Source organism: Paenibacillus sp. PL2-23, from assembly GCF_040834005.1.
GTDB lineage: Bacteria > Bacillota > Bacilli > Paenibacillales > Paenibacillaceae > Pristimantibacillus.
In genome coordinates this window covers 270,595-289,232 of the sequence record NZ_CP162129.1, presented here as the reverse complement: position 1 = coordinate 289,232, position 18,638 = coordinate 270,595, and the positions used below count along the sequence as shown (strand labels likewise).

16 protein-coding genes are annotated in these 18,638 nt (G+C 54.0%); 3 read left to right on the top strand and 13 right to left on the bottom strand.

Annotated features, from left to right (window positions below; translation table 11 throughout):
- Positions 1-223: 223 nt before the first annotated feature.
- The 9 genes from AB1S56_RS01275 to AB1S56_RS01235 all read right to left on the bottom strand — a co-directional run bounded on the left by AB1S56_RS01275 (position 224) and on the right by AB1S56_RS01235 (position 14,213).
- Positions 224-4,903: an S-layer homology domain-containing protein gene (locus tag AB1S56_RS01275; protein ID WP_340872298.1), complete on the bottom strand. Its 4,680-nt coding sequence runs from the start codon at positions 4,901-4,903 to the stop codon at positions 224-226.
- 155 nt (positions 4,904-5,058) lie between these two features.
- The gene (locus tag AB1S56_RS01270) at positions 5,059-6,198 is read right to left on the bottom strand and encodes a response regulator (protein ID WP_340872299.1); all 1,140 of its coding nucleotides are present in this window, start codon (positions 6,196-6,198) and stop codon (positions 5,059-5,061) included.
- A gap of 18 nt (positions 6,199-6,216) precedes the next feature.
- Complete coding sequence (locus AB1S56_RS01265) at positions 6,217-7,998, bottom strand: histidine kinase N-terminal 7TM domain-containing protein (protein WP_340872301.1); 1,782 nt, start codon at positions 7,996-7,998, stop codon at positions 6,217-6,219.
- A gap of 184 nt (positions 7,999-8,182) precedes the next feature.
- Complete coding sequence (gene pstA, locus AB1S56_RS01260; protein ID WP_340872303.1) at positions 8,183-9,097, bottom strand: phosphate ABC transporter permease PstA; 915 nt, start codon at positions 9,095-9,097, stop codon at positions 8,183-8,185.
- Positions 9,094-10,056, bottom strand: a complete 963-nt coding sequence (pstC, locus tag AB1S56_RS01255) for a phosphate ABC transporter permease subunit PstC (RefSeq protein WP_340872304.1) — start codon at positions 10,054-10,056, stop codon at positions 9,094-9,096. Before pstC ends, pstA begins: the two co-directional genes overlap by 4 nt.
- Before the next feature lie 87 nt (positions 10,057-10,143).
- Complete coding sequence (locus tag AB1S56_RS01250; RefSeq protein WP_340872306.1) at positions 10,144-11,007, bottom strand: phosphate ABC transporter substrate-binding protein; 864 nt, start codon at positions 11,005-11,007, stop codon at positions 10,144-10,146.
- A 38-nt stretch (positions 11,008-11,045) separates the two neighbouring features.
- Positions 11,046-12,446 (bottom strand): stalk domain-containing protein, encoded by a 1,401-nt coding sequence (locus tag AB1S56_RS01245; RefSeq protein WP_340872307.1) that lies wholly within the window; start codon positions 12,444-12,446, stop codon positions 11,046-11,048.
- Between the two features lie 308 nt (positions 12,447-12,754).
- Positions 12,755-13,186 carry a VOC family protein gene (locus tag AB1S56_RS01240; protein ID WP_340872309.1) on the bottom strand — a complete coding sequence of 144 codons (432 nt, stop codon included), beginning with the start codon at positions 13,184-13,186 and terminating at the stop codon, positions 12,755-12,757.
- Between the two features lie 70 nt (positions 13,187-13,256).
- Positions 13,257-14,213: a sigma-70 family RNA polymerase sigma factor gene (locus tag AB1S56_RS01235; protein WP_340872312.1), complete on the bottom strand. Its 957-nt coding sequence runs from the start codon at positions 14,211-14,213 to the stop codon at positions 13,257-13,259.
- Between the two features lie 163 nt (positions 14,214-14,376).
- Here AB1S56_RS01235 and AB1S56_RS01230 point away from each other — a divergent pair, with 163 nt between their 5' ends.
- Complete coding sequence (locus tag AB1S56_RS01230) at positions 14,377-14,589, top strand: helix-turn-helix transcriptional regulator (protein WP_340872314.1); 213 nt, start codon at positions 14,377-14,379, stop codon at positions 14,587-14,589.
- Complete coding sequence (locus AB1S56_RS01225) at positions 14,586-15,005, top strand: hypothetical protein (protein ID WP_340872316.1); 420 nt, start codon at positions 14,586-14,588, stop codon at positions 15,003-15,005. The genes AB1S56_RS01230 and AB1S56_RS01225 overlap by 4 nt, the downstream gene beginning before the upstream one ends.
- Positions 15,006-15,083: 78 nt before the next feature.
- On the opposite strand, the gene AB1S56_RS01220 is transcribed toward AB1S56_RS01225, so the two are convergent.
- The gene (locus AB1S56_RS01220) at positions 15,084-15,827 is read right to left on the bottom strand and encodes an SDR family NAD(P)-dependent oxidoreductase (RefSeq protein WP_340872319.1); all 744 of its coding nucleotides are present in this window, start codon (positions 15,825-15,827) and stop codon (positions 15,084-15,086) included.
- 253 nt (positions 15,828-16,080) lie between these two features.
- Here AB1S56_RS01220 and AB1S56_RS01215 point away from each other — a divergent pair, with 253 nt between their 5' ends.
- Positions 16,081-16,320 carry a hypothetical protein gene (locus tag AB1S56_RS01215; protein WP_340872321.1) on the top strand — a complete coding sequence of 80 codons (240 nt, stop codon included), beginning with the start codon at positions 16,081-16,083 and terminating at the stop codon, positions 16,318-16,320.
- A 14-nt stretch (positions 16,321-16,334) separates the two neighbouring features.
- On the opposite strand, the gene AB1S56_RS01210 is transcribed toward AB1S56_RS01215, so the two are convergent.
- The 3 genes from AB1S56_RS01210 to AB1S56_RS01200 are packed head-to-tail and all read right to left on the bottom strand — an operon-like array spanning position 16,335 to position 18,503.
- Positions 16,335-17,471 carry an FAD-dependent oxidoreductase gene (locus AB1S56_RS01210; protein ID WP_340872323.1) on the bottom strand — a complete coding sequence of 379 codons (1,137 nt, stop codon included), beginning with the start codon at positions 17,469-17,471 and terminating at the stop codon, positions 16,335-16,337.
- A 3-nt stretch (positions 17,472-17,474) separates the two neighbouring features.
- Positions 17,475-17,900: a DUF3995 domain-containing protein gene (locus AB1S56_RS01205; protein ID WP_340872325.1), complete on the bottom strand. Its 426-nt coding sequence runs from the start codon at positions 17,898-17,900 to the stop codon at positions 17,475-17,477.
- 12 nt (positions 17,901-17,912) lie between these two features.
- Complete coding sequence (locus AB1S56_RS01200; protein ID WP_340872326.1) at positions 17,913-18,503, bottom strand: TetR/AcrR family transcriptional regulator; 591 nt, start codon at positions 18,501-18,503, stop codon at positions 17,913-17,915.
- Positions 18,504-18,638 lie beyond the last annotated feature (135 nt).

Here is an 18,638-nt window from a genome sequence, read left to right as displayed (position 1 = left end):
ATGGGCCGATAGCGATCTCTCGTGTCGTTATGGCGCGCTGGAACCCACCAGTTACTGCAATAACGACACCTCGTGTGCCTATTGCGCTCATTTGCTGATGAGATGGGCCGATAGCGATCTCTCGTGTCGTTATGGCGCGCGGGAATGGGAATACGCAAAAGAGCGGTGCAGAGTTTCTCCCTCTGCACCGCTCTTGTTTGTTATATGCTCAAGCCCTTGTTAATCACTCCTCGGCGGGCAGCATCTGTACGCCCGTCACCATCGTCGGCGTGGTGGAATAGTTGCCTCCGTTGACCGGATAGCCCCACAGCCATAAGGAGCCATTGCTCGAAATGGCAAGCGTGGTGTTGCCGCCACCGCCGGTGACAGCCAGCACATTGCCCATCGTATGAGTCATCGTCACAGGTGTCAGCTTATTCGTCATATCGTTGCCAAGACCCAGCTGAAAGTCGCCATTGTATCCCCAGACATAGAAGGTTCCGCCGGAATCAAGCACATAGTTGCTGTAGTTGCCCGTTCCGATCAGATTAATGGACGATAAGCCATCCACTTGGATCGGAGTGAGCTGATTAGCTGTTGTGTTATTGCCAATCTGGCCAAGCGGATTGCCTCCCCATGCCCATACGGTTCCATCCTCCCCTAATGCCAGGCAATGAAGATTGCCGCAGCTTAAGGATTGAATGGCAGGCAGCCCCTGCACTTTAGCAGGCGCCTGTCTAGCCGTTAGCGTGCCATCACCCAGCTGCCCATCCGAATTCGAGCCCCAGGCCCACACCTCACCGCTGGATGTCAGCACAAAACTGGAGTTTGCCCAAGTAGTCTGAATGGCGGCTGCGCCAGCCAGACCGGTTACTTGCCGCAGCGTGGAAGGATTACCGTACGCGTCGGGCAATAGCTCCCAGACTGTTCCGTCGCTTCTCAGCGCCAGCAGGCCTGTGCCGCCTTCACCCGCAATGGAGATAATGTGATCCAGACCTGCTACCCGAGCGGGCGCCATGCTCTGGCTGCCTCCCCACCACCATACATCGCCTTCATAGGTCAGTATGGCTGTGTGTCCCGAACCGCCCTTCACCGATACAATGCCTTCCGGCAAGCCTTGTACGGCATACAAGGTGTTACTTGTGTCTGTCGTGCCGTCTCCAATCTGCCCTCTCCAGTTGTCCCCTTGCGTATAGACATGGCCCAAGCCATCTAGAAGCACAATATGGCTGGAGCCTACCGAAATACGTTCTCTGGCTTGAAGCTCGTATGAGCCAACCGTATAGGCCAGCACCTTCGACATTTTGGTGAAGGCGTTCCCCTCGTCAGACGCCGCAACGCGGAACGTATACGTCCCCGGCTCCAAAGCATCCAACATGACCTCCACCTCTGAAGCCACGGCCGTCCCCTGCGCAACAATCGCGCCATCGGCGCCTAGCATCACTTGATACTGCTGGCCAGGCTTTATGTTGTCAATGGTCAGTACCGGCAGATGCTCGGCTAAAGCGCCGTTGATGACAGCCATCGGATTGCCCAGCATGAGGTTAAAGGCTTCAATCTCAGCCGGTCTATTCCGATCGTTAAGTGTGCCATCGCCCAATGCTCCGCTATATGCCGTCCCCCATGTATACAAGGTGCCGTCTTCCGTCAACAGGACAGTCGTATTGTTGCCTGTAAATGCCGCTAGCTGCGAAGGCAAGCCCTCTACCTTGCTAGGGGTAAAGGAATCCGCCCCTGGCCCGATGCCCAACTGGCCCGTCCAGTTGCCTCCCCAAGCATACAGCTCACCCGCTTCGGTCTCGGCCATTGTATGGTACAGGCCTGTGCCCAGCCCAACGACCTTGGACAAGCCTGGTACCGATACCGCTACAGGAGCTGTGCGTGTTATATCAGTCCCATCCCCTACTTGCCCGTATTGATTGTAGCCCCAAGCATACACGTCTCCGCTCTCAGTCAGTGCCGCACAATGCAAATTACCGCATTCGAGAGCTGTGACATGCTCCAGGCCGGTTACCTTCACAGGCTCCGTAACCTCTATATTTTGACCGTTGCCGATGGTTCCATTACCTAGCTGGCCGTAGTCATTGTTTCCCCATGCCCATACCGTGCCGTCCGATTTGACTGCATAATATGCCGCATAAGTCGCCTTCACCGAGACTACATCCGTCAAGCTTGACAATACCGCAGGCGGGCGGAAGTTATGTCGATCCCATGTCCAAACCGTGCCATCTGCCTTCAGCGCGATGCTGCGCGTTCCGCCTTGCGCGGATATCGCAATTATGTGATCTAATTCGCTTACCTTCTCCGGCTGCAGAATGCCGCCGTAGCCCCATTGGTACACATCCCCATCTGAGGCAAGCACCAAGGTATGGCCGAACCCAGCTTGTACAGAAACGATATGCTCCGGCACACCTGTCACCTTATATCGGATAGCTGGCGCGGTTGTTGTGCCGTTCCCGATCTGGCTGTGCCAATTGGAGCCCCATGTATACACTTCTCCGCTTGTCTTGAGCACAGCAATATGATTAGAGCCGGCGGAAATTTGATCGCGCGGAGCAATGGCCCTCGGCTGCACCTCATGCTCCACCGCCACGGCGTTCAGTTCCTGCCCGCCGCTGCCACGCTCTACCTTGACCTGGATAGAATGAATGCCCGGCTCCATAGCGTCCAGCACCGTCCTGACTTGCGTCGCTTCTGCGATGCCTTGAGCCAGCACTGTTGTCCTGTCCGTATCATAGACCGTGTAGGTGTCGCCAACCTCCAGCTGCTGAATGGAGATCACCGGCATGCTGGCCGACAATGAATCCTCCACAATGAGTACAGGCAGCCCTTGAACGGCTTCTGCTGCAGCAGCCACAACGGGCAGCCCCTGCACAGGCGCAATGCTGCTCCTCGGCATAACCTCGAAGGAGATATAGTGGCCAACATCTGCCGCTGTCAAGGTGTACGTCAAGGATGCAGCTCCCTGTATGGCCGTTAAATGGCTTGCGCGAGCGGAATCCTCGGAGCGGTACCACTGATAGGTCGTCCCCTCTTCGGCATCCCCGTTCTGGTCAAAATAAGAGTAGCTTGCCGTCAACAAGCCCCCTTCCACCAAAGCTCCTGTGATGGCAACGTTCTCCGCAACGGGAGCAGTCGGCATATATTGAACAAGCGTTGTAGCCTGGCTCTCTACCATTGCCCCGCTAGTCGGCTCAACAGTTGTGCCTGGCGTCACCTGAACAAACACATATTTGCCGGCATCAGCCGCTTGCAGCGTGTAGGACATGCTCACAGCCTCTTCAATCGGCGTACGATTCACGCTGCGATCCGCTTGATCCGCGCGATACCACTGGAAGGTCGTTCCGCTCTGCAGATCTCCGTTCGCGTCTGAATACGTGTATTGCGCCGTTAGAACACTGCCAACCTGCGGCGTTCCCGTAATACTCACATTCGATGCGACCGGCGCTTGTGCAGGCGGAACCGGTGGCAACGGTGGAATCGGCGGCACAGGAGGCAAGATGATGATTGGCGGTACCGGTGTTGGCGCCGGCGTTGGTGCCGGTGTTGGTGCCAGTGTTGGTACCGGTGTTGGCGCTGCTGTTGGAGCAGGCGTCGCCGATGGCGTCGCCTGCGAATCTACCGTCTTGGCTGGCGCCTTCTGGAAGCTGGAGCCTGGCGTATGAATCGTGGCCAACGCAACAGCGCCCTCGCCCAATACGGAAATGACCGCATTCAGCACCATGGCGTTAACGGTTGTGCCTTGACTCAGCTGGAAGGAGCTTCCCGTTGCCGAAGCTTTCACATCGACATTCTGAATCGAGCCTTGCGGCACAGCCACGACTACCTGCTTCGCGCTGACATTCAACGTCTCGAAGGAGCCGATGAGCGTAACTTCAGAGCCCGCTGGCAGGGAGGAGCTCAGATTAACCTGGTTAAAGCCTGCTCCCGGCGCAGTTTGGGTCGACTGGATGCGAGCTGGCGTATGAACGGTAACCATAGCGACCGTGGTTGAGCCTTCCGACACAATTCTCACCATGCCAGTGCCGCTTGTCTTGTCAATGACAATGTCAACGAGAACGGAGTTTTTCAGATGAATACTATTTGGCCCGCCGCCGCGCACAGTCACTTGTCCCTCTACCGTAACATTGTCCAGATAGGCGTCGCCTTCGCCAATGCCTTCGCCCAGCAGAAGGTCGCCTGCAATGACCATATTCCGCAGGGTAATGTTCGCCGCATTGACAATGACATCCCCCTCAATAGCGAGCAGCCCTTCCGCTGGACCGTAGGTGCCGGCTTGATCATAGACAATTGCCTGTCCTTCCTGCCCAGTTAAGGCACGGTCCAGCGTCACCACCGCTTCCGCGCGCGTAATATAGGCGTTCGCACGGAACGTTTGATTGCCATAACCGCCCATAATGCCCGCTTCCGTAACCGCCTGGATGGCGTCTTGGCTCCAAGGGGCAAACTGGCTCGCGTCTTCAAACGTCGAGCTTGTCTCAGCAGGAGCTGCGGACAGCTTCAGCAGCCTGCTCATTACTACCGCAACCTCTTGTCTGCTGATGGGACTATTAGGCTTCATCGTGCCATCCGCATACCCCGCCATATAGCCTTCATGCACCGCAATGGCGATATCGCTATAAGCCCAGAAATTCGCTTGCAGATCTACGTAGTCGATGGCTGCAGAGGCCGTGAATTGAAACGCACGATTCACAAGCGCCATAAACTCCGCTCGGGTCACATGCTGATTCGGCTTCATGCTGCCATCCTTATAGCCATGAATAAGGCCTTTATCCGCCCATGCCTCCATCTGAGCCTGCGCCCAATGTCCATCGATATCTGAACGCGAGGCGCTCGCTGCAGCCGAAGCCATACCAGCCGATGAGAACAGGAGACATACGATCATGGAGATCGCAATCCATTTTCTACCCACAAAAAAATTCAACAATATTCAACCTCCTGTTAACCTTTATTATGCATAGGACTATTATACGGGTCGCCAATGACGCGATAATGATAAACCAAGCCCGGCCAGTCCCCATCAACCCTTATTTAAGCGCAAAAAAGAGCCCAAAAAGGGCTCTCCGCTTGTCTATTCGATTAAGCATCCAGCTGAAGAAGCAGCTTGTTGTATAGGTCCTCCGACTCACGCGAGGACTTCACGCCAATATCTCTGTACAAGGTTTCGGTAAACCGCTTATAGCAGCTTGTCAAAGCTTCCTTGTTCTTCTGTGCGGCCCATGCTTTCATCAGCAGCGCCAACGCCTCTTCATCAAGCTCGTTATTGCTCATGAGCTTCCTCAGCAGCAAGCTGGCCAGATGGGCATCTCCCCGCTCCAGCAAGGCGGCGCTTAAGCTGCGAGTGAAAGAGGCATACATGATCGCGATGCGTTCAACCTCATGCGCGGCCCAGGCGTAGGCATGGTCCCCGAACAAATTGCCCGCGTACAGCTGCTCCAGCTGGATCGCTTGGCTCACCTGCTGCTCATTCGCCATAGACAGAGCCCTGCAGCCTGCCTCGAATTCGAACAGATCCACCTTCACTTCGTTGAGATTCAGTGCATAATGGTAGCTGTCTGATATCAGGCTTTCCTTCAGCCCAAAGCTCTGCAGCACCTTGCGCAGCTGATACACGGTCGTATTGAGATAGACTTCGGCATTCTTGAGCGGCATATCGCCGAACATATCCTCAATCAGCCGGGCTCTCGATACCAGCCTGCCCCTGTGCAGCAGCAAATAGCCGAACAGCTCCATGCTTTTGCTTGATTTCCACTTGGCTCGCAGTCCTTGCGCGCTCTGTATATCCATGCCGCCCAGGCAGTTGAAGCGAATATCCGGAGCAGCAGCCTCCGCCTTCTCCGCCAATCGCACCTCCGCCTGAAGCTCCCCCATCGCTCGTTTAATCGTCTGCCCCAGCCGTTCCAGCCCAATCGGCTTAACAATATAATCAAACGCGTACACATCGAAGGCGGTAAGCGCATATTGCTTGTGCGACGTCACGAAGACAAGCCTCGTGTGCTTGCCCGCATCACGCAGCCTCCCAGCAAACGCCAGCCCGCTCTCCCGCGGCATGCTAATATCGACGAAGACCAGATCCACTTCATGGCTTGTCAGATAAGCATACGCGGAAGCCGTATCGGTAAAGCAGCCCGCAACCTCAAGCTTGTCATCCAGCTTGGCGAGCATTCTGGTCATAATGATATGCATGGCTTTCTCATCATCAATAAGAATGACCTTCATGCCATCTCTCCTTCCACGCTAGTCCGCCTGTCGAGTCTGCTCCACCCTTGACGCAGGGAGGGAGAAATAAAACGTGCTACCCAGCCCAGGGCTGCTCTCCACCCAGATATCTCCTCCGTTCAGACGCACAAACTCCTTGCATATGGCGAGTCCCAGACCGATGCCCCTCTCACCGGCTGTGCCAGCCGAAGACATGGAATAGCCTTCCTGCCATAAGGCCCTCGCTTGATCGGGATCTATTCCTTCCCCCGTATCGCTGATCGCAACGATGATCAGAGGCTCTGCCCTCTCCGCTTTCACGCTGACACGACCGCCTGCATCGGTGAATTTGATTGCATTAGTCAGCAGATTGCGAATAATAAATGCCAGCATCTCCGGGTCGCACAACAGGCGCATATCCTCCGGGATCTGGGAGACCACGCCAATCCCCTTAGCCTCGCTTCGCACACCAAGCAAGGCCATACTCGCCTCCACCACGGCCGCGAGGTTGACCTCATGCGGGTGCAGCAGCATGCCGCCCTTCTGGCTGTGGAACCAGTCCAATAAGCCCTCCACCAGAATAAACGTGTGATGAATTTGACGGCTCATCTCCTGTGCCATTCCGCTATGGCGCTCTCCGCATTCCCGCAGCTCATCCTCCATCAGCTCCATCAGGTTCACGAGGACGGCAAGCGGATTGCGAATATCATGTGCGACTCTATTAAACATCTTATCCTTGAACAGGTTCAGCTCGCTGAGCTGCTTGGCGCTGTCGAGCAGCTTCTCCTCGTATCGCACCGTCTCCGTCACATCGCTAAGAAGCATCACTTTACCAACCGGCTTCTGCTTCCGATCGGCAATGATGGTGATATGCACATGGTAGAATCGGTCTTCCCCCTGCATGCCGAGCTGTACTTTCCCTGTAAAAGAAGGAACGGACCGCAGCTTATCCAGCAGAACGGGATGCTCGCCGAATACGCGGGGGGCCGGCGCGCCGATCCAGTTCTGATCCAAGCTGGCAATGATCCCCGCAGCGGACTGATTATAGCTGGTTAAGCTATGGTCCATATCGAACACCATAACAGCATCCTTCATTGTGCCAAACACTTTCTGCAGCGCCAGCGGCGCCAACCGAAGCATATTAAACTGATAGATGCCCCACAAATAAAATACGCCAGAAAACAAAAAGCCAAACGGTGAAAAATCAATGGGCATATACATGATGCCGCTTAAGTAGATCAGCGTGAAGCCGTACGGTCCCCAGGAGCCGATAATCATAAAGCCGACCTGCTTCTTCAAGCTTGGTGTCGCTTTTCTGAACATTTGCACCAGCATGACCATCCCGATGACAAACAGGATATACGAAAAGAAGACATGAAGATAATAAAGCGGACCCTTCTCCAGCACGACGGTGGGGAAGCCCTCCGACATATTCAAGGACATGCTTGTATAGAACCAGTGATGCCATTCATTGGTGTAGTGAGCGATGAAGGTAATGGCAGGAACAATCAGCAGCAGGATTACAAGCCTTCGGCGCACTAGAGCTTGACGTCCCGTATATTGAAGAACAAGAAGAAACCAGAATACCGTGCCGAAAGGAATACCCAAATATTCGATGCGAAGCCAGAAGCGTATCTGCTCCAGATTGGTGCTCACAATTTCAAACGCATAGCCCATGGAATAGAAGGCTCCGGTCAGCAAGCCCAGGCCATAGCTGATGGCAATAGGCTGCTCCCGCCGCTGCCAGCATAGATAAGCCAATATAAGCGAGCAGCCCGTGGCAGCCATCAGCATTACGGATAAATAGAGATTATAGCTCATAGCTGTCAGCCTTCCCAGGGTTCAACTCATCCCTCTCTCTATGTTAGCAGAAGGCGTCTCATAAACCTACAAGAATAGACATTATTCGACAGGTTTCTTGCTAAAATAATAGGCGAGCTTCCAATGGTTCTGCGGAAATTCGCCCGAAAAAAATGGCACCCGCCAGGGTGCCATTAGGTAACCGTTATGAGCGCTTCGTGCGCAGCGCATTGTACCATAGCGGAATACGGAAGACGAGATTAATAAGCAGTACCACGAAGACGAGCACCGCGGCAGCCTTCTGCGCAATTTCTCCGGCATCGCTGACGATGGCCTCAGACTGCACATACCAGAGATGGACGGCCAGCGTCGCTCCCGGAGAGAACAGGTTGAAGTCCCACATCTCTCCCGAGGTGGTTACGCCTGCGGTTAAGATAATAACCGCGCTTTCCCCGAAGGCTCTTCCCGCCACCAGGCAGATGCCTGTAATGATGCCATTCATCGCTGCTGGAAGAAGCGCGCGCTGAATGGTCTGGAGGTGCGAGGCGCCAAGAGCGAAGGAGGCTTGCTTCTGCTCCTGCGGAACCAGCCGAATCGACTCCTCCGTCACCCTGGTCAGCACGGGCAGATTCAGCAGCGCCAGGCTGACGCCTCCGCCTAATATCGTAAGTCCAATCTGGAAATATTCGACGAAGATTGCAATGCCGAATAAGCCGAATATGATAGACGGCACGGAGGCGAGACCCTCTACGCATACCCGAACGAAGTCGATCAGCTTGTTGTCCGGCGCAAATTCAGCCAGATAGATGCCTGCCGCGAGCCCCAGCGGTATGGAGATGACAAGCGATACGAACAGCACGTAGAACGAATTCAGCAGCGTCGGTCCAATGCCGCCGCCCTCTTCAATTTCATTCGGTATGCCAATAATGAAATCCCACGTCAGCTTCGGCAGTCCGTCCTGCAGAATCAGGTAGAGCAAGCCGAATATAAAGGCGATAATGACAAGCCCGAGGCTCCACACAAATGCGGTGAACAGCCGGTCCTTCCATTTGCTTAACGTATGATTGCCGACAAACGGATTCCCTTCAGCACTCTTGACAGGCAATGGCTTACGCTTCATAGCTGTGATCCCTTCCTCTGCAAGAATCGAATCGTAATAATCATAAGCAGTGAAATAATGAGCAGCAGGAAGCCCATGAAATACAATGCGTAGTTCCACGTAGAGTCAAAGGGCACGTTCGAGATCTGCATAACAATATTGCTCGTCAGCACGGACGTCGGCTTAAGCAGGCTGTCGGCCAGCTGCGGCGTGTTCCCGATGACCATCACGACAGCCATCGTCTCGCCAACTGCGCGAGCCATGCCCAGAATGACAGCGTACATAATGCCGCCCTTGGCTGAGGGCAGGAGCACGCGGAATACCGTCTGCATTCTCGTTGCGCCAAGCGCGTAGGAAGCATCTCGGAACCGGTTGGGAACTGCACTGATGGCATCATCGCTAATACGGCTAATGGTAGGCAGCACCATAATCGTAAGGACCAGGGCCGCCGCCAGCAAGCCGTCGCCCATCCCGCTGCCGGTCACTTGCCGAATAAGCGGAATAAGCACCGTCAACCCTAAGTAGCCGTACACGACGGACGGAATGCCGACGAGCAGATCCAGAATAGGACGCAGCGCATTCTTCATCCACGTCGGCACAAATACGGACAGGAAGATTGCTACGACTAATGAAATTGGCACGCTGATCAGCAGGGTTAATGCCGTCAGCGCTATTGTGCCGAATATAAAAATCCACGCGCCATACTGCTCATTCTCAGGGTTCCATTCCGCCGAGAAGAAGAATTGAGCGGGTGATATTTCGCCGAAAGTCAGTGCTCCGGTTCGCAGCATAAGCGCAAGAATCATGAACAGCACAAGGCAGACAAAGCCTGCCGCTATGATGCAAAGATAACGGAACAGCCGATTCGCGAGAATCAGTCTGGCCTTCCGGTTAAACGGCTTATGCTGGCCGGACAGGATCGTACGTCCCAGCTCTGTCGAGAGCTTGGACTGCCGCGCGACTTGCGTATTTTCTAACATGAGATCGTCTCCTCAAGGAATGGTCATTCAAAAACGGCCGGCTTAAGCGCAACTCGCGCAAGCCGACCGTTTCATATCCAATCGCTGTTATTTGATAGCGGAGATTGGAATGAATTTAAGCTTTTTGAGAGAACCGTTCTGGAACTTCGTGCTCTGTACATACTTGATGAACTCAGCAGTCGCGCCAGAAGGCTGGCCTTTGGTCATATAGTAGCCATAGCCCCATACCTTGTATTTGCCGTTTACGACGTTCGCTTCAGTAGGCGCCACTCCATCAATGCTTACAGCCGTCATCTTGGACGTGACATAAGCAAGGTCCATATAGCCGATAGCGTTCGGAGTTGTCTCGATCGCCGTCTTCATGTCGCCGCTTGTCTTCACTTCCTTGTAGTTGTCGCCTTTGGTCATGAAGCTCTCGCCCTTGAGCGCCTTATCCTGGAAGTTGACGCGAGTGCCGGAGCCGAAGGTACGGTTCACGACGATAATCTTGGCGTCATCCCCGCCAACATCCTTCCAGTTCGTGATTTTGCCGGAGAAGATGCCTTGAAGCTCCTTCGTGGACAGGTCCTTGACGCCAACCTTGCTGTTCACAACCGCTGCGAAGGGAATAACCGCAACCTTATGGGCGACCTGGCCATCAAATTTTTTGAAGCCCGGCACATCCTTCGATGCATCCCAGTCCACCGCTCCGATGTCCGCGATGCCCTTGCGTACAGCCTGAGGTCCAGTGATGGAGCCGGCAGCAGATGCCGAGATTTTCACCTTCGGGTGCAGCTTCTTGAACTCATTGGACGCTTGCAGCGTCAGTGGAAGCAGCGCGGATGAGCCATTGATGACAATCTTGCCGCTCAGCTTGCTGGCGGCTTCCGCTACTGGAGTGGATGCCGGAATAGAGCTGAAGCTAATCGCCGCGATTAACGCTGCGATGGATAATTGTTTGAACCATTTCATGTAATATAACCTCCATTAATTTCAATAAATAAATTGATTTAGTTCGTAATATTTTTCCACTTGCCCTGTACAGAAACCTGAAGCTGACCGTCTACAATGGCTGCTACATGAGACTCATCGGAGATCACAAGCTCCATCGCGCTGTCGGAGACAAAGCTAATAAATTGACTAGCTCCTGTTGCGGGGTTGATCTCATAAATGCCATTGGTCGTCGGACCATAAGCCGTGAGGACATACAGCATGCCGCCGCTTTGCGTCAATTGGTAGACGTCCTTCTTCGTGAAAACTGGCTTGCTGGCCTTCATGCCCTTGTTGTCCACCGTCAAGAGCTGGCCCACGCTCTCTTCGTCAGCTGTCATATTGATGTAGCTTACCTGGGAGCCGTCAGCAGCGAACGCCAGGAATGCTTTATCCGTAGCATCCTTCGTCAATTGAACCGGCTTCGTGTTGGCGAAGCTTCCATCGTAATAATAGATCTGCGGCTCTGTGCCTGTCGCGTCGATCGCAACATCATCCAGCTCCACTTCCTTGCTGCTGTCCGCCGTTACCTTCGGCTGCTTCACGACATAATAAGTGAATTGCTTGCCGTCTGCGGATACCTGCAGATCCATCTTGTAATCCACCTTATCGTCCAGTACCTTGGTGACAGTGCCGTCGGCCAGGGAGAGCTTAGCGATGACGGAGCTCTTGTCGCCCTGCAGGAAGAAGAGCGCAGAGCCGTCCTTGGCCCATGTCAGCTCATTCTTGATCGTTGCATCGTCGCTGATCTTCATCTGCTTCTTCGTCGCAAGATCAATCGTATAGACGATGCCGTCAGCATCGGAATACGCAGCCTTGGAGCCGTCTGGCGACAGCACCAGCCCTGAAGCGCCTTCCGACGCAAGCAGCAGCTCATAAGCGCCCGTCATGGCATCTACCAGGTAGTCCTCGCGGCCTTCGCCTACGGAGTTCGAGGCTAGCAGCTGCGAGCCGTTCACCCATACCGCTTGCTCTACGCCGTCCAGCATCTCGATGGTGGAGATGTGGTTGTCTTCATACTTTGCGCCAAGCGCTTCTGCGAATGCCGCTGGGTCAATGAAGTTCGTATAGGCAACCTGGGTAACCGGCGTAGCCAGCATCTGCTCTTCGCCATCCACATAGATCGTGGACGAGCCTGCCTGGAGCTCCAGGAAATGATCGTTAGCGTATACCAGAATCGCTTTGCTGCTGGTTATATGTAGCTTGGCGCCCATCGCGTCCACAAGATCGCGGACAGATGCCAGTGTTTGGCCGCCAGCCATAATGGTACGAATATCAACGGGATTGGCGTTTACATAAAAAGTCGCGATTTCGAATGTCATGGCTTGCTGGCTAGTGGTTTGTGCGAGCACGGGAGTAACTGCTGCTGCGCTGATCGCTGCTGCGAGCATAGAGACCATTACTGTTTTTTTCATTGGCATGGTTGGAATCACCTTTCTGAATTAGGGTTACTGCTACAGGTACAATAGGGTGTTCTTGCATATCCGACAGCCACAGCCGGTCTGATCTATTGGCAGAATCCCTCCCGAGAAACGTAGGTTTGGCTTGCATCACACACCACCGCAATTCCTAGAACAGATTAGCAAGGATTTATTATCCCATTGTTTAAAAATAGTAATTAATTTGTAAATTATGGTTATATACATCGAACCGCCTAATAAGCGGCTGCACGCCAAGAAGGCCATCCCGTGAGGATGACCTTCTTGGCGTGCTTAGAGGGCAGGAGCGCCTACACCTCAGGCTGCAGCTCCGTATACACTTGGAACGTTACTCCGAACCGGTCTGTGACATCGCCGAAGCCAGGGCTGAAGGGCTCTTCTTGAAACGGCATGTTCACTTGGCCGCCTTGGCGAAGCGCTTCAAATATCGTTCTGGCATGCTCCACATTATGGGTTGTTATACAAATGGTAACCCGCTTCCCATCACCCATCGTCCCCGACTGGTTGGGCGTATCTGACAGCATCAGCTCCGTATCGCCTACCTTCAGCTTGGCATGCGCCACAAGATTTTTTAACTCGTCAGTGAAGGTGCTGGGCATGTCAGGCATCTCGCCGTAGGTCATCAGGGAGATAATCTCCGCGCCTATGGCTTCCTTGTAGAACTGAATCGCTTCCTTCACGCGTCCCTCTAAGGTGATATAAGGGGTAAGCTTAACCGTCATGAATGGTTCCTCCTCGAATGGCTTCGTTATTGGTCAATTCCTTCTTATAGACGATTCAGCTTCGGGAAATTCATCGGTGTAATTGCAAAGGAAGACGGAATTGAGCAAATAAATGGGCTCCAATAAAGTGTTGCACATGATAGATCTCTCCATTCCGCAACTCAAGCAGATGAATGGCCCATGGAATAAGAGCATCCCCCTCTTGGCTCGGCACATACTGCGCCAGCGCTGGATAACCACCGTTAGCCGTAATAGGTACAAAGCGGGAGCCCTCGCAATGGCTGCGCGTCAGCGTAAAAAACGCGGACAAATGCTCCTTGCCGCACACCCACATTGTGAACGGAGGCATGGACATACGGCCTTCCTCATGGAATAACGCAACCAGTGTTTCGACATCGAATTGCTCAAACGCCTCCACATATTTGGACAACAGCTCCTGATCCGGTTCAGCCTTGCTGGTAACCCGCACATCCGAGCGAAGCTTCTCCCGCTCCAGTGTCACCCTTGCTCTCTGCAGGGCGCTGTTCACGGCTGCCGGGGACATGTTGAGCGTCTCCGCGATTTGCTTGGATGGCCACTCGAATACATCCTTCAGAATCAGTACCGCTCTTTGGCGGGGAGGGAGGGTCTGCAGCAGCGCAAGGAAACAGATCTGAAGCGTATCTCGGCGCACCATAATATCCTCCGGCGTTTCTGGCAAATCTGGTGCCGGCCAAATCCAATAAGCGTCTGGCAGCATGTCGCGGGGCTCAACAATAGTCGAGGCAGGACCGCCATAATCAACGGGCCGTATGCGGCGTTTGGCTTGTCTCAGCTTATCCAGACAAATGTTGGAGGCGATCCGATACACCCACGTGTTGAAGGAGGCCTCTTGTCGGAAGGTGCTCCAGCTCTGCCAGACACGTATATAGGTCTCCTGAACGGCATCGTCTGCGTCATCGATGGACCCTAACATTCTGTAGCAGTAGGACGTTAATGCCGGCTTGACACTTTCGAACAACTGAAGCTCTTCTGCCGTTTCGTTCATTGGAACCTCCAGTCTATGCTCATAGCATTGTACTTTGATGTCTGTATTTTACCGGAACATAGGGGATTAGCCAATACAAATGGAAAGTAAGCTTGACATTGCACAGTCATATCAGTATGCTGGAAGCATGGAAAGCCAGCTTTCCATGAGGAGCGTGATGGCATTGAATAACCGTTTAGAGGAAATTCGCAAGCAGCGGGGCATTAAGCAGGAGGAATTAGCAGCTGCTCTGGAGGTGTCCCGGCAAACCATTGGTTCGCTGGAGAACGGACGCTATAACCCGTCCATTCTGTTAGCGTTTAAGATTGCCCGCTATTTCGGCATGAGCATTGAGGACATTTTTATTTACGAAGAGGAAGAGGATGTGAACGTATGAATGCGAGATGGATAACCATAGCAGGCGTGCTGATTCTCGCAGCCGGTGTGTCTGTCATCAAGACGACCGATGAGTGGCAAGGCTTGGCGGGGGCGCTGCCTTACATCTGCATCGGTCTTGGCGCTGGACTATTCGGCCACGGCATGGGGAAGCTGATGTCCTCCTTCGCGAAGAAGCATAGCCCCGCCGCTGCGAAGCAGGTTGAGATTGAACAAAATGATGAACGCAATCTGGCCATCGCCTACCGGGCCAAAGCCAAAGCTTATGACCTGATGGTTCCTGTGCTTGGCGCCTTGCTGACCGCATTGGCCTTGATGGGTCTAGAGCTAACCATGCTGCTGTTATTGGCTGCTGCCTATACGTTCATTATTGGCTGCAGCGTCTATTACCGGGTCAAATACTCCAAGGAAATGTAGCCTGTAGACCGTAACGCAACGCATTAGCTAAGTGACTACATGGCGCATACCACATGCCTTGGAGGAGTGAAGCTCCCGTCAGCTGTTCTTCAGCAGCCTGTCGGCAACGGATGGGAGGATGCGCTTCAGGAGCTTCAGCAGCCTCACCTTGCCGATCGCCACCTCGAATTGGTCACGCTTATAGGCATGCCAGAATTGTTCGGCGAGCTGGTCGGGCGACATCTTGTTTGTGCCTCCCCTCCCCCTTGTCATAGCGGTGTCCACCAGAGGAGGGATGATATCGAATACCCGCACGCTCGTCGATTCCAGCTGGTATCGCAGAGCCTTAGTGAAAACATGAATGCCTGCCTTCGTGGCGCAATAGACAGGCGCGCTCCTTTTGGGCGAAAGGGCAAGTCCCGAGGATACATTGACAATCGCGGCTTCCTCACGAAGAGCAAGCACAGGCAGCAGCTTGGCGGTGAGCTGGATCGGAGACGTCAAATTGACCTCGATCTCTTCCGCAATCCGCTTCCCCATATTCTCATCCCGCGGCTGAGCAAGCGACTCTATATTCTGCATGCCGGCATTATTGACCAGCACGCTTATATCGGGATGGGCTTCCTTCAATTGGGCCACGAGGGCATCGGTCTCCGCCTCCGAGCGCAAGTCGCAGACGAATACAGCGATGTCCGGAAATTTAGCTTTTGCAGCGTTCAGCTTAACGGGATCTCTGCCAACAATAATGACCTTGTTGCCTTCACGAACGAACCTCTCCGTCAACGCCAGTCCGATCCCGGACGCGCCCCCCGTAATGACTACCGTATGGCCTGTCGTATGCATGATGCATCTCCCCTTTCAGCTCTTACTCTATAACGGTGAGACGCGGGTTTCATTAACCTAGGTTAATCGGCACGCTATCATAATGCCCAAACCTCATCTCGTCAAGAGAAAATGTGCAATAGAGCGATAAAACGAGGCCGCCCTCTCCTTTCATTGGAAGAACGGATATATGTTCAGCCTGATCGCTTTTTCCAAGTCAGCCAATTTGCTGTAAGATGTGGATCAGGTTAGTGGAGAAAAAGGGGGGTATACGATGCATAGCGTGGACAAGATCAGATTTCTGCGCTTTTACGGCAAAGAGCCCGAAGCAGCCTGCTACGGGTACATGGAAATGAATGCAGACGGCAGGATGCTCGCGCTCTACAACAGCTACGGAGAAGAAATCGACCTGCATGGCGGGCATGAAATCGTCAGAGTCCGCTCGCTTGGCAAATTCGACGACGAGGACCGTGACCATTTCTATTCCTTGTTAGAAAGCGATGGCGTGGGGTAGTCGTCCCTGCAGCTCTACAGCTGAAATTGATACAGCTTCAGCGCTTGCTGGCGAGACAGCGCCTCCGGAGTATACCTCATGCCTAGATTGCGAAGCGCAATAAACAGGGCATTGTCGGCTTGCGCTATTTTCCCCATTGTCCATGATTGCTTCGAGATCATCTCGATCCGCTTGCGACGCCGGGTATCGAATGCTTCAAGCGCCGCTTCAACATGCTGATTGCTGCCCAAGCAGTCGGCGAGCACTCTCGCATCCTCGATGGCTTGGCACGCTCCTTGGCCCATATTCGGGGTAATGGCATGCGCGGCATCCCCAACAAACACGATGCGATTCGAATAAAACCGCCTCATAGGCACTATGTCGATCATATCGCGATGAATGATATCATGGTTATCCGTCTTCAGCAGCAGGCTGGGAATGGGGTCATGATAGTCCTTGAACAGCTGGTACAAATCTTGAGAGGTATAGCCCGCCAACCGGGTATCATTAGCTTTCGCGTTGACCAGGGCATACCAATACACCTTGTTCCGGGGCAGCGGCACCACGCCGAAGCGCCCTCTCGCTCCCCATGTCTCCACAAAATGTGGAGCTATTCCCTGAATATCATCAGCGGAGACGATGCCGCGCCAGCATGTGTAGCCCGCATAACGATAAGCTATATGGGGAAAAAGCTGCTTGCGAATAGCGGAGTGAATTCCGTCAGCGGCAACGACAAGCTCCCCTTGCGCCTGGCTGCCATCTCGGAATTGTACGCGAATCTCGTCGCCTGCTCCTTCGTGTTGCAAGTAGGTTTTGCCCCACTGCACCGTTCCAGGCTTCAGCTGCGACAGAAGGATATGATGCAGGTCCTTGCGATGAAGGGCATATAAGGCGCCATAGCCGGAGGGTACGGACAATTGGCTGAGGGGCGCTCCGGTATGGGACAACAGCTGAAAGCCTTTGCTGGGCATCCCCTCACGAGTGATAGCCGCGTCAACGCCATAGGGCTCCAATGCTTGCAGCGCGTTGGGTGCCATAATAATACCTGCGCCGGCCACCGCCTGCTCCCTCTCCCGTTCGTACACCCTCACATCCAGACCCAGCTGCTGCAGTGTAATGGCGCACGTAAGACCCGCGATTCCGCCGCCTATAATGAGCACTCTCTGTGACATGGCTTACCCTCCCATTCCGATCGCCAGCATATAGGCCAAGGACAACGCCGCGCATAAGGGAATATAGAGAAACGTATCCATGCGGGCAAAGACCGTATCGCGTTGTTTCTTAAATAGGCCAAAACGGTTAAACTCCCCGATGACTCGAAGCGCAAACACAGCCGCACATATCCAGGCGCCGGCTCGCACAATGACAGGGGGTCCCTGAAGCCCTCCCATGAGATCCGCCTCCAAGAGCAAGAGTATGCCCGCTGCGCCGACGGCTGCCGCCACTAGCAAGGTCACTCCACGGCTAGGGGTGAAGGAGCGCTGGCCTTCCTGTTCCGGTATAACGGCCTTTACCCCCCACGCTCCTCCGAAGGCCCAGTAGATATGAAGCAAGCTGATCCCGAACAAACAACATGCCGCAGCTATAATAAAGATGGTCACTCAGCGTCCCCCCTATTCGGTGTCAATGCCATCCCAGACTACATGCAGATGCTTCCTCAGCGAATCTCCTATCGATTCCCGTGAGGCGGCCAGCAGCGTCCAGGACATCATCGTGTGGAAATAAACACTGACCAGCGTGGTCGCAATATCCGCTGTGTCCCAGCGGCTTCGCAGCCTTCCCTCCGCCTTGGCAGCATCAATCAGGCCAGCTATTTGGGCATGCAATTGCAGCACACTTCTGGACTCCCGCTCCGCCAGGTAAGCAGACTTGATCATCTCGACAGCCGCCAGCTTCATCAGCTCGCTATGCGCGGCGAACCGTTGTAGCAGGTCATTCAGCACAAGCCAAATTTGCTCCTTCGGCTCCTCCACATGCTGATGCTGTGCCGCGCTTTGCTCCAGCCATTCCAGCTGCGATTCGCCGAGATACAACAGAATGTCCTCTTTCCTCGCAAAATAGTTAAAAAACGTGCCTTTGGCAATCCCGCATTGGCTGGCGATTTCCTGCACCGTCACGTTCTCGTATCCTTTGTCGCAGAACAGCTGCAGCGCCTCCTGGAATAACCGCTCCTTCAGCTCCGCTTTGCGCGCTTCTCTTAGCATGAGTGTGCCTCCTCGTTAACAAACTAACCGCCTCTTCGTCGCAACAACGATCCCTCGTGTTGTTATAGCAGCCACTGGCGCACCAGCAGGAGCAATAACGATACGTGAGATCGTTACTGCCTCGTAACAGTAGCT

Excerpts from the sequence above, each read along its gene's own strand:
- AB1S56_RS01250 (WP_340872306.1), bottom strand. The coding sequence starts at position 11,007 with ATGAAATGGTTCAAACAATTATCCATCGCAGCGTTAATCGCGGCGATT.
- pstC (WP_340872304.1), bottom strand. The coding sequence starts at position 10,056 with ATGTTAGAAAATACGCAAGTCGCGCGGCAGTCCAAGCTCTCGACAGAG.
- AB1S56_RS01220 (WP_340872319.1), bottom strand. The coding sequence starts at position 15,827 with ATGCATACGACAGGCCATACGGTAGTCATTACGGGGGGCGCGTCCGGG.
- AB1S56_RS01215 (WP_340872321.1), top strand. The coding sequence starts at position 16,081 with ATGCATAGCGTGGACAAGATCAGATTTCTGCGCTTTTACGGCAAAGAG.
- pstA (WP_340872303.1), bottom strand. The coding sequence starts at position 9,097 with ATGAAGCGTAAGCCATTGCCTGTCAAGAGTGCTGAAGGGAATCCGTTT.
- AB1S56_RS01235 (WP_340872312.1), bottom strand. The coding sequence starts at position 14,213 with ATGAACGAAACGGCAGAAGAGCTTCAGTTGTTCGAAAGTGTCAAGCCG.
- AB1S56_RS01240 (WP_340872309.1), bottom strand. The coding sequence starts at position 13,186 with ATGACGGTTAAGCTTACCCCTTATATCACCTTAGAGGGACGCGTGAAG.
- AB1S56_RS01265 (WP_340872301.1), bottom strand. The coding sequence starts at position 7,998 with ATGAGCTATAATCTCTATTTATCCGTAATGCTGATGGCTGCCACGGGC.
- AB1S56_RS01210 (WP_340872323.1), bottom strand. The coding sequence starts at position 17,471 with ATGTCACAGAGAGTGCTCATTATAGGCGGCGGAATCGCGGGTCTTACG.
- AB1S56_RS01245 (WP_340872307.1), bottom strand. The coding sequence starts at position 12,446 with ATGCCAATGAAAAAAACAGTAATGGTCTCTATGCTCGCAGCAGCGATC.
- AB1S56_RS01200 (WP_340872326.1), bottom strand. The coding sequence starts at position 18,503 with ATGCTAAGAGAAGCGCGCAAAGCGGAGCTGAAGGAGCGGTTATTCCAG.
- AB1S56_RS01270 (WP_340872299.1), bottom strand. The coding sequence starts at position 6,198 with ATGAAGGTCATTCTTATTGATGATGAGAAAGCCATGCATATCATTATG.
- AB1S56_RS01225 (WP_340872316.1), top strand. The coding sequence starts at position 14,586 with ATGAATGCGAGATGGATAACCATAGCAGGCGTGCTGATTCTCGCAGCC.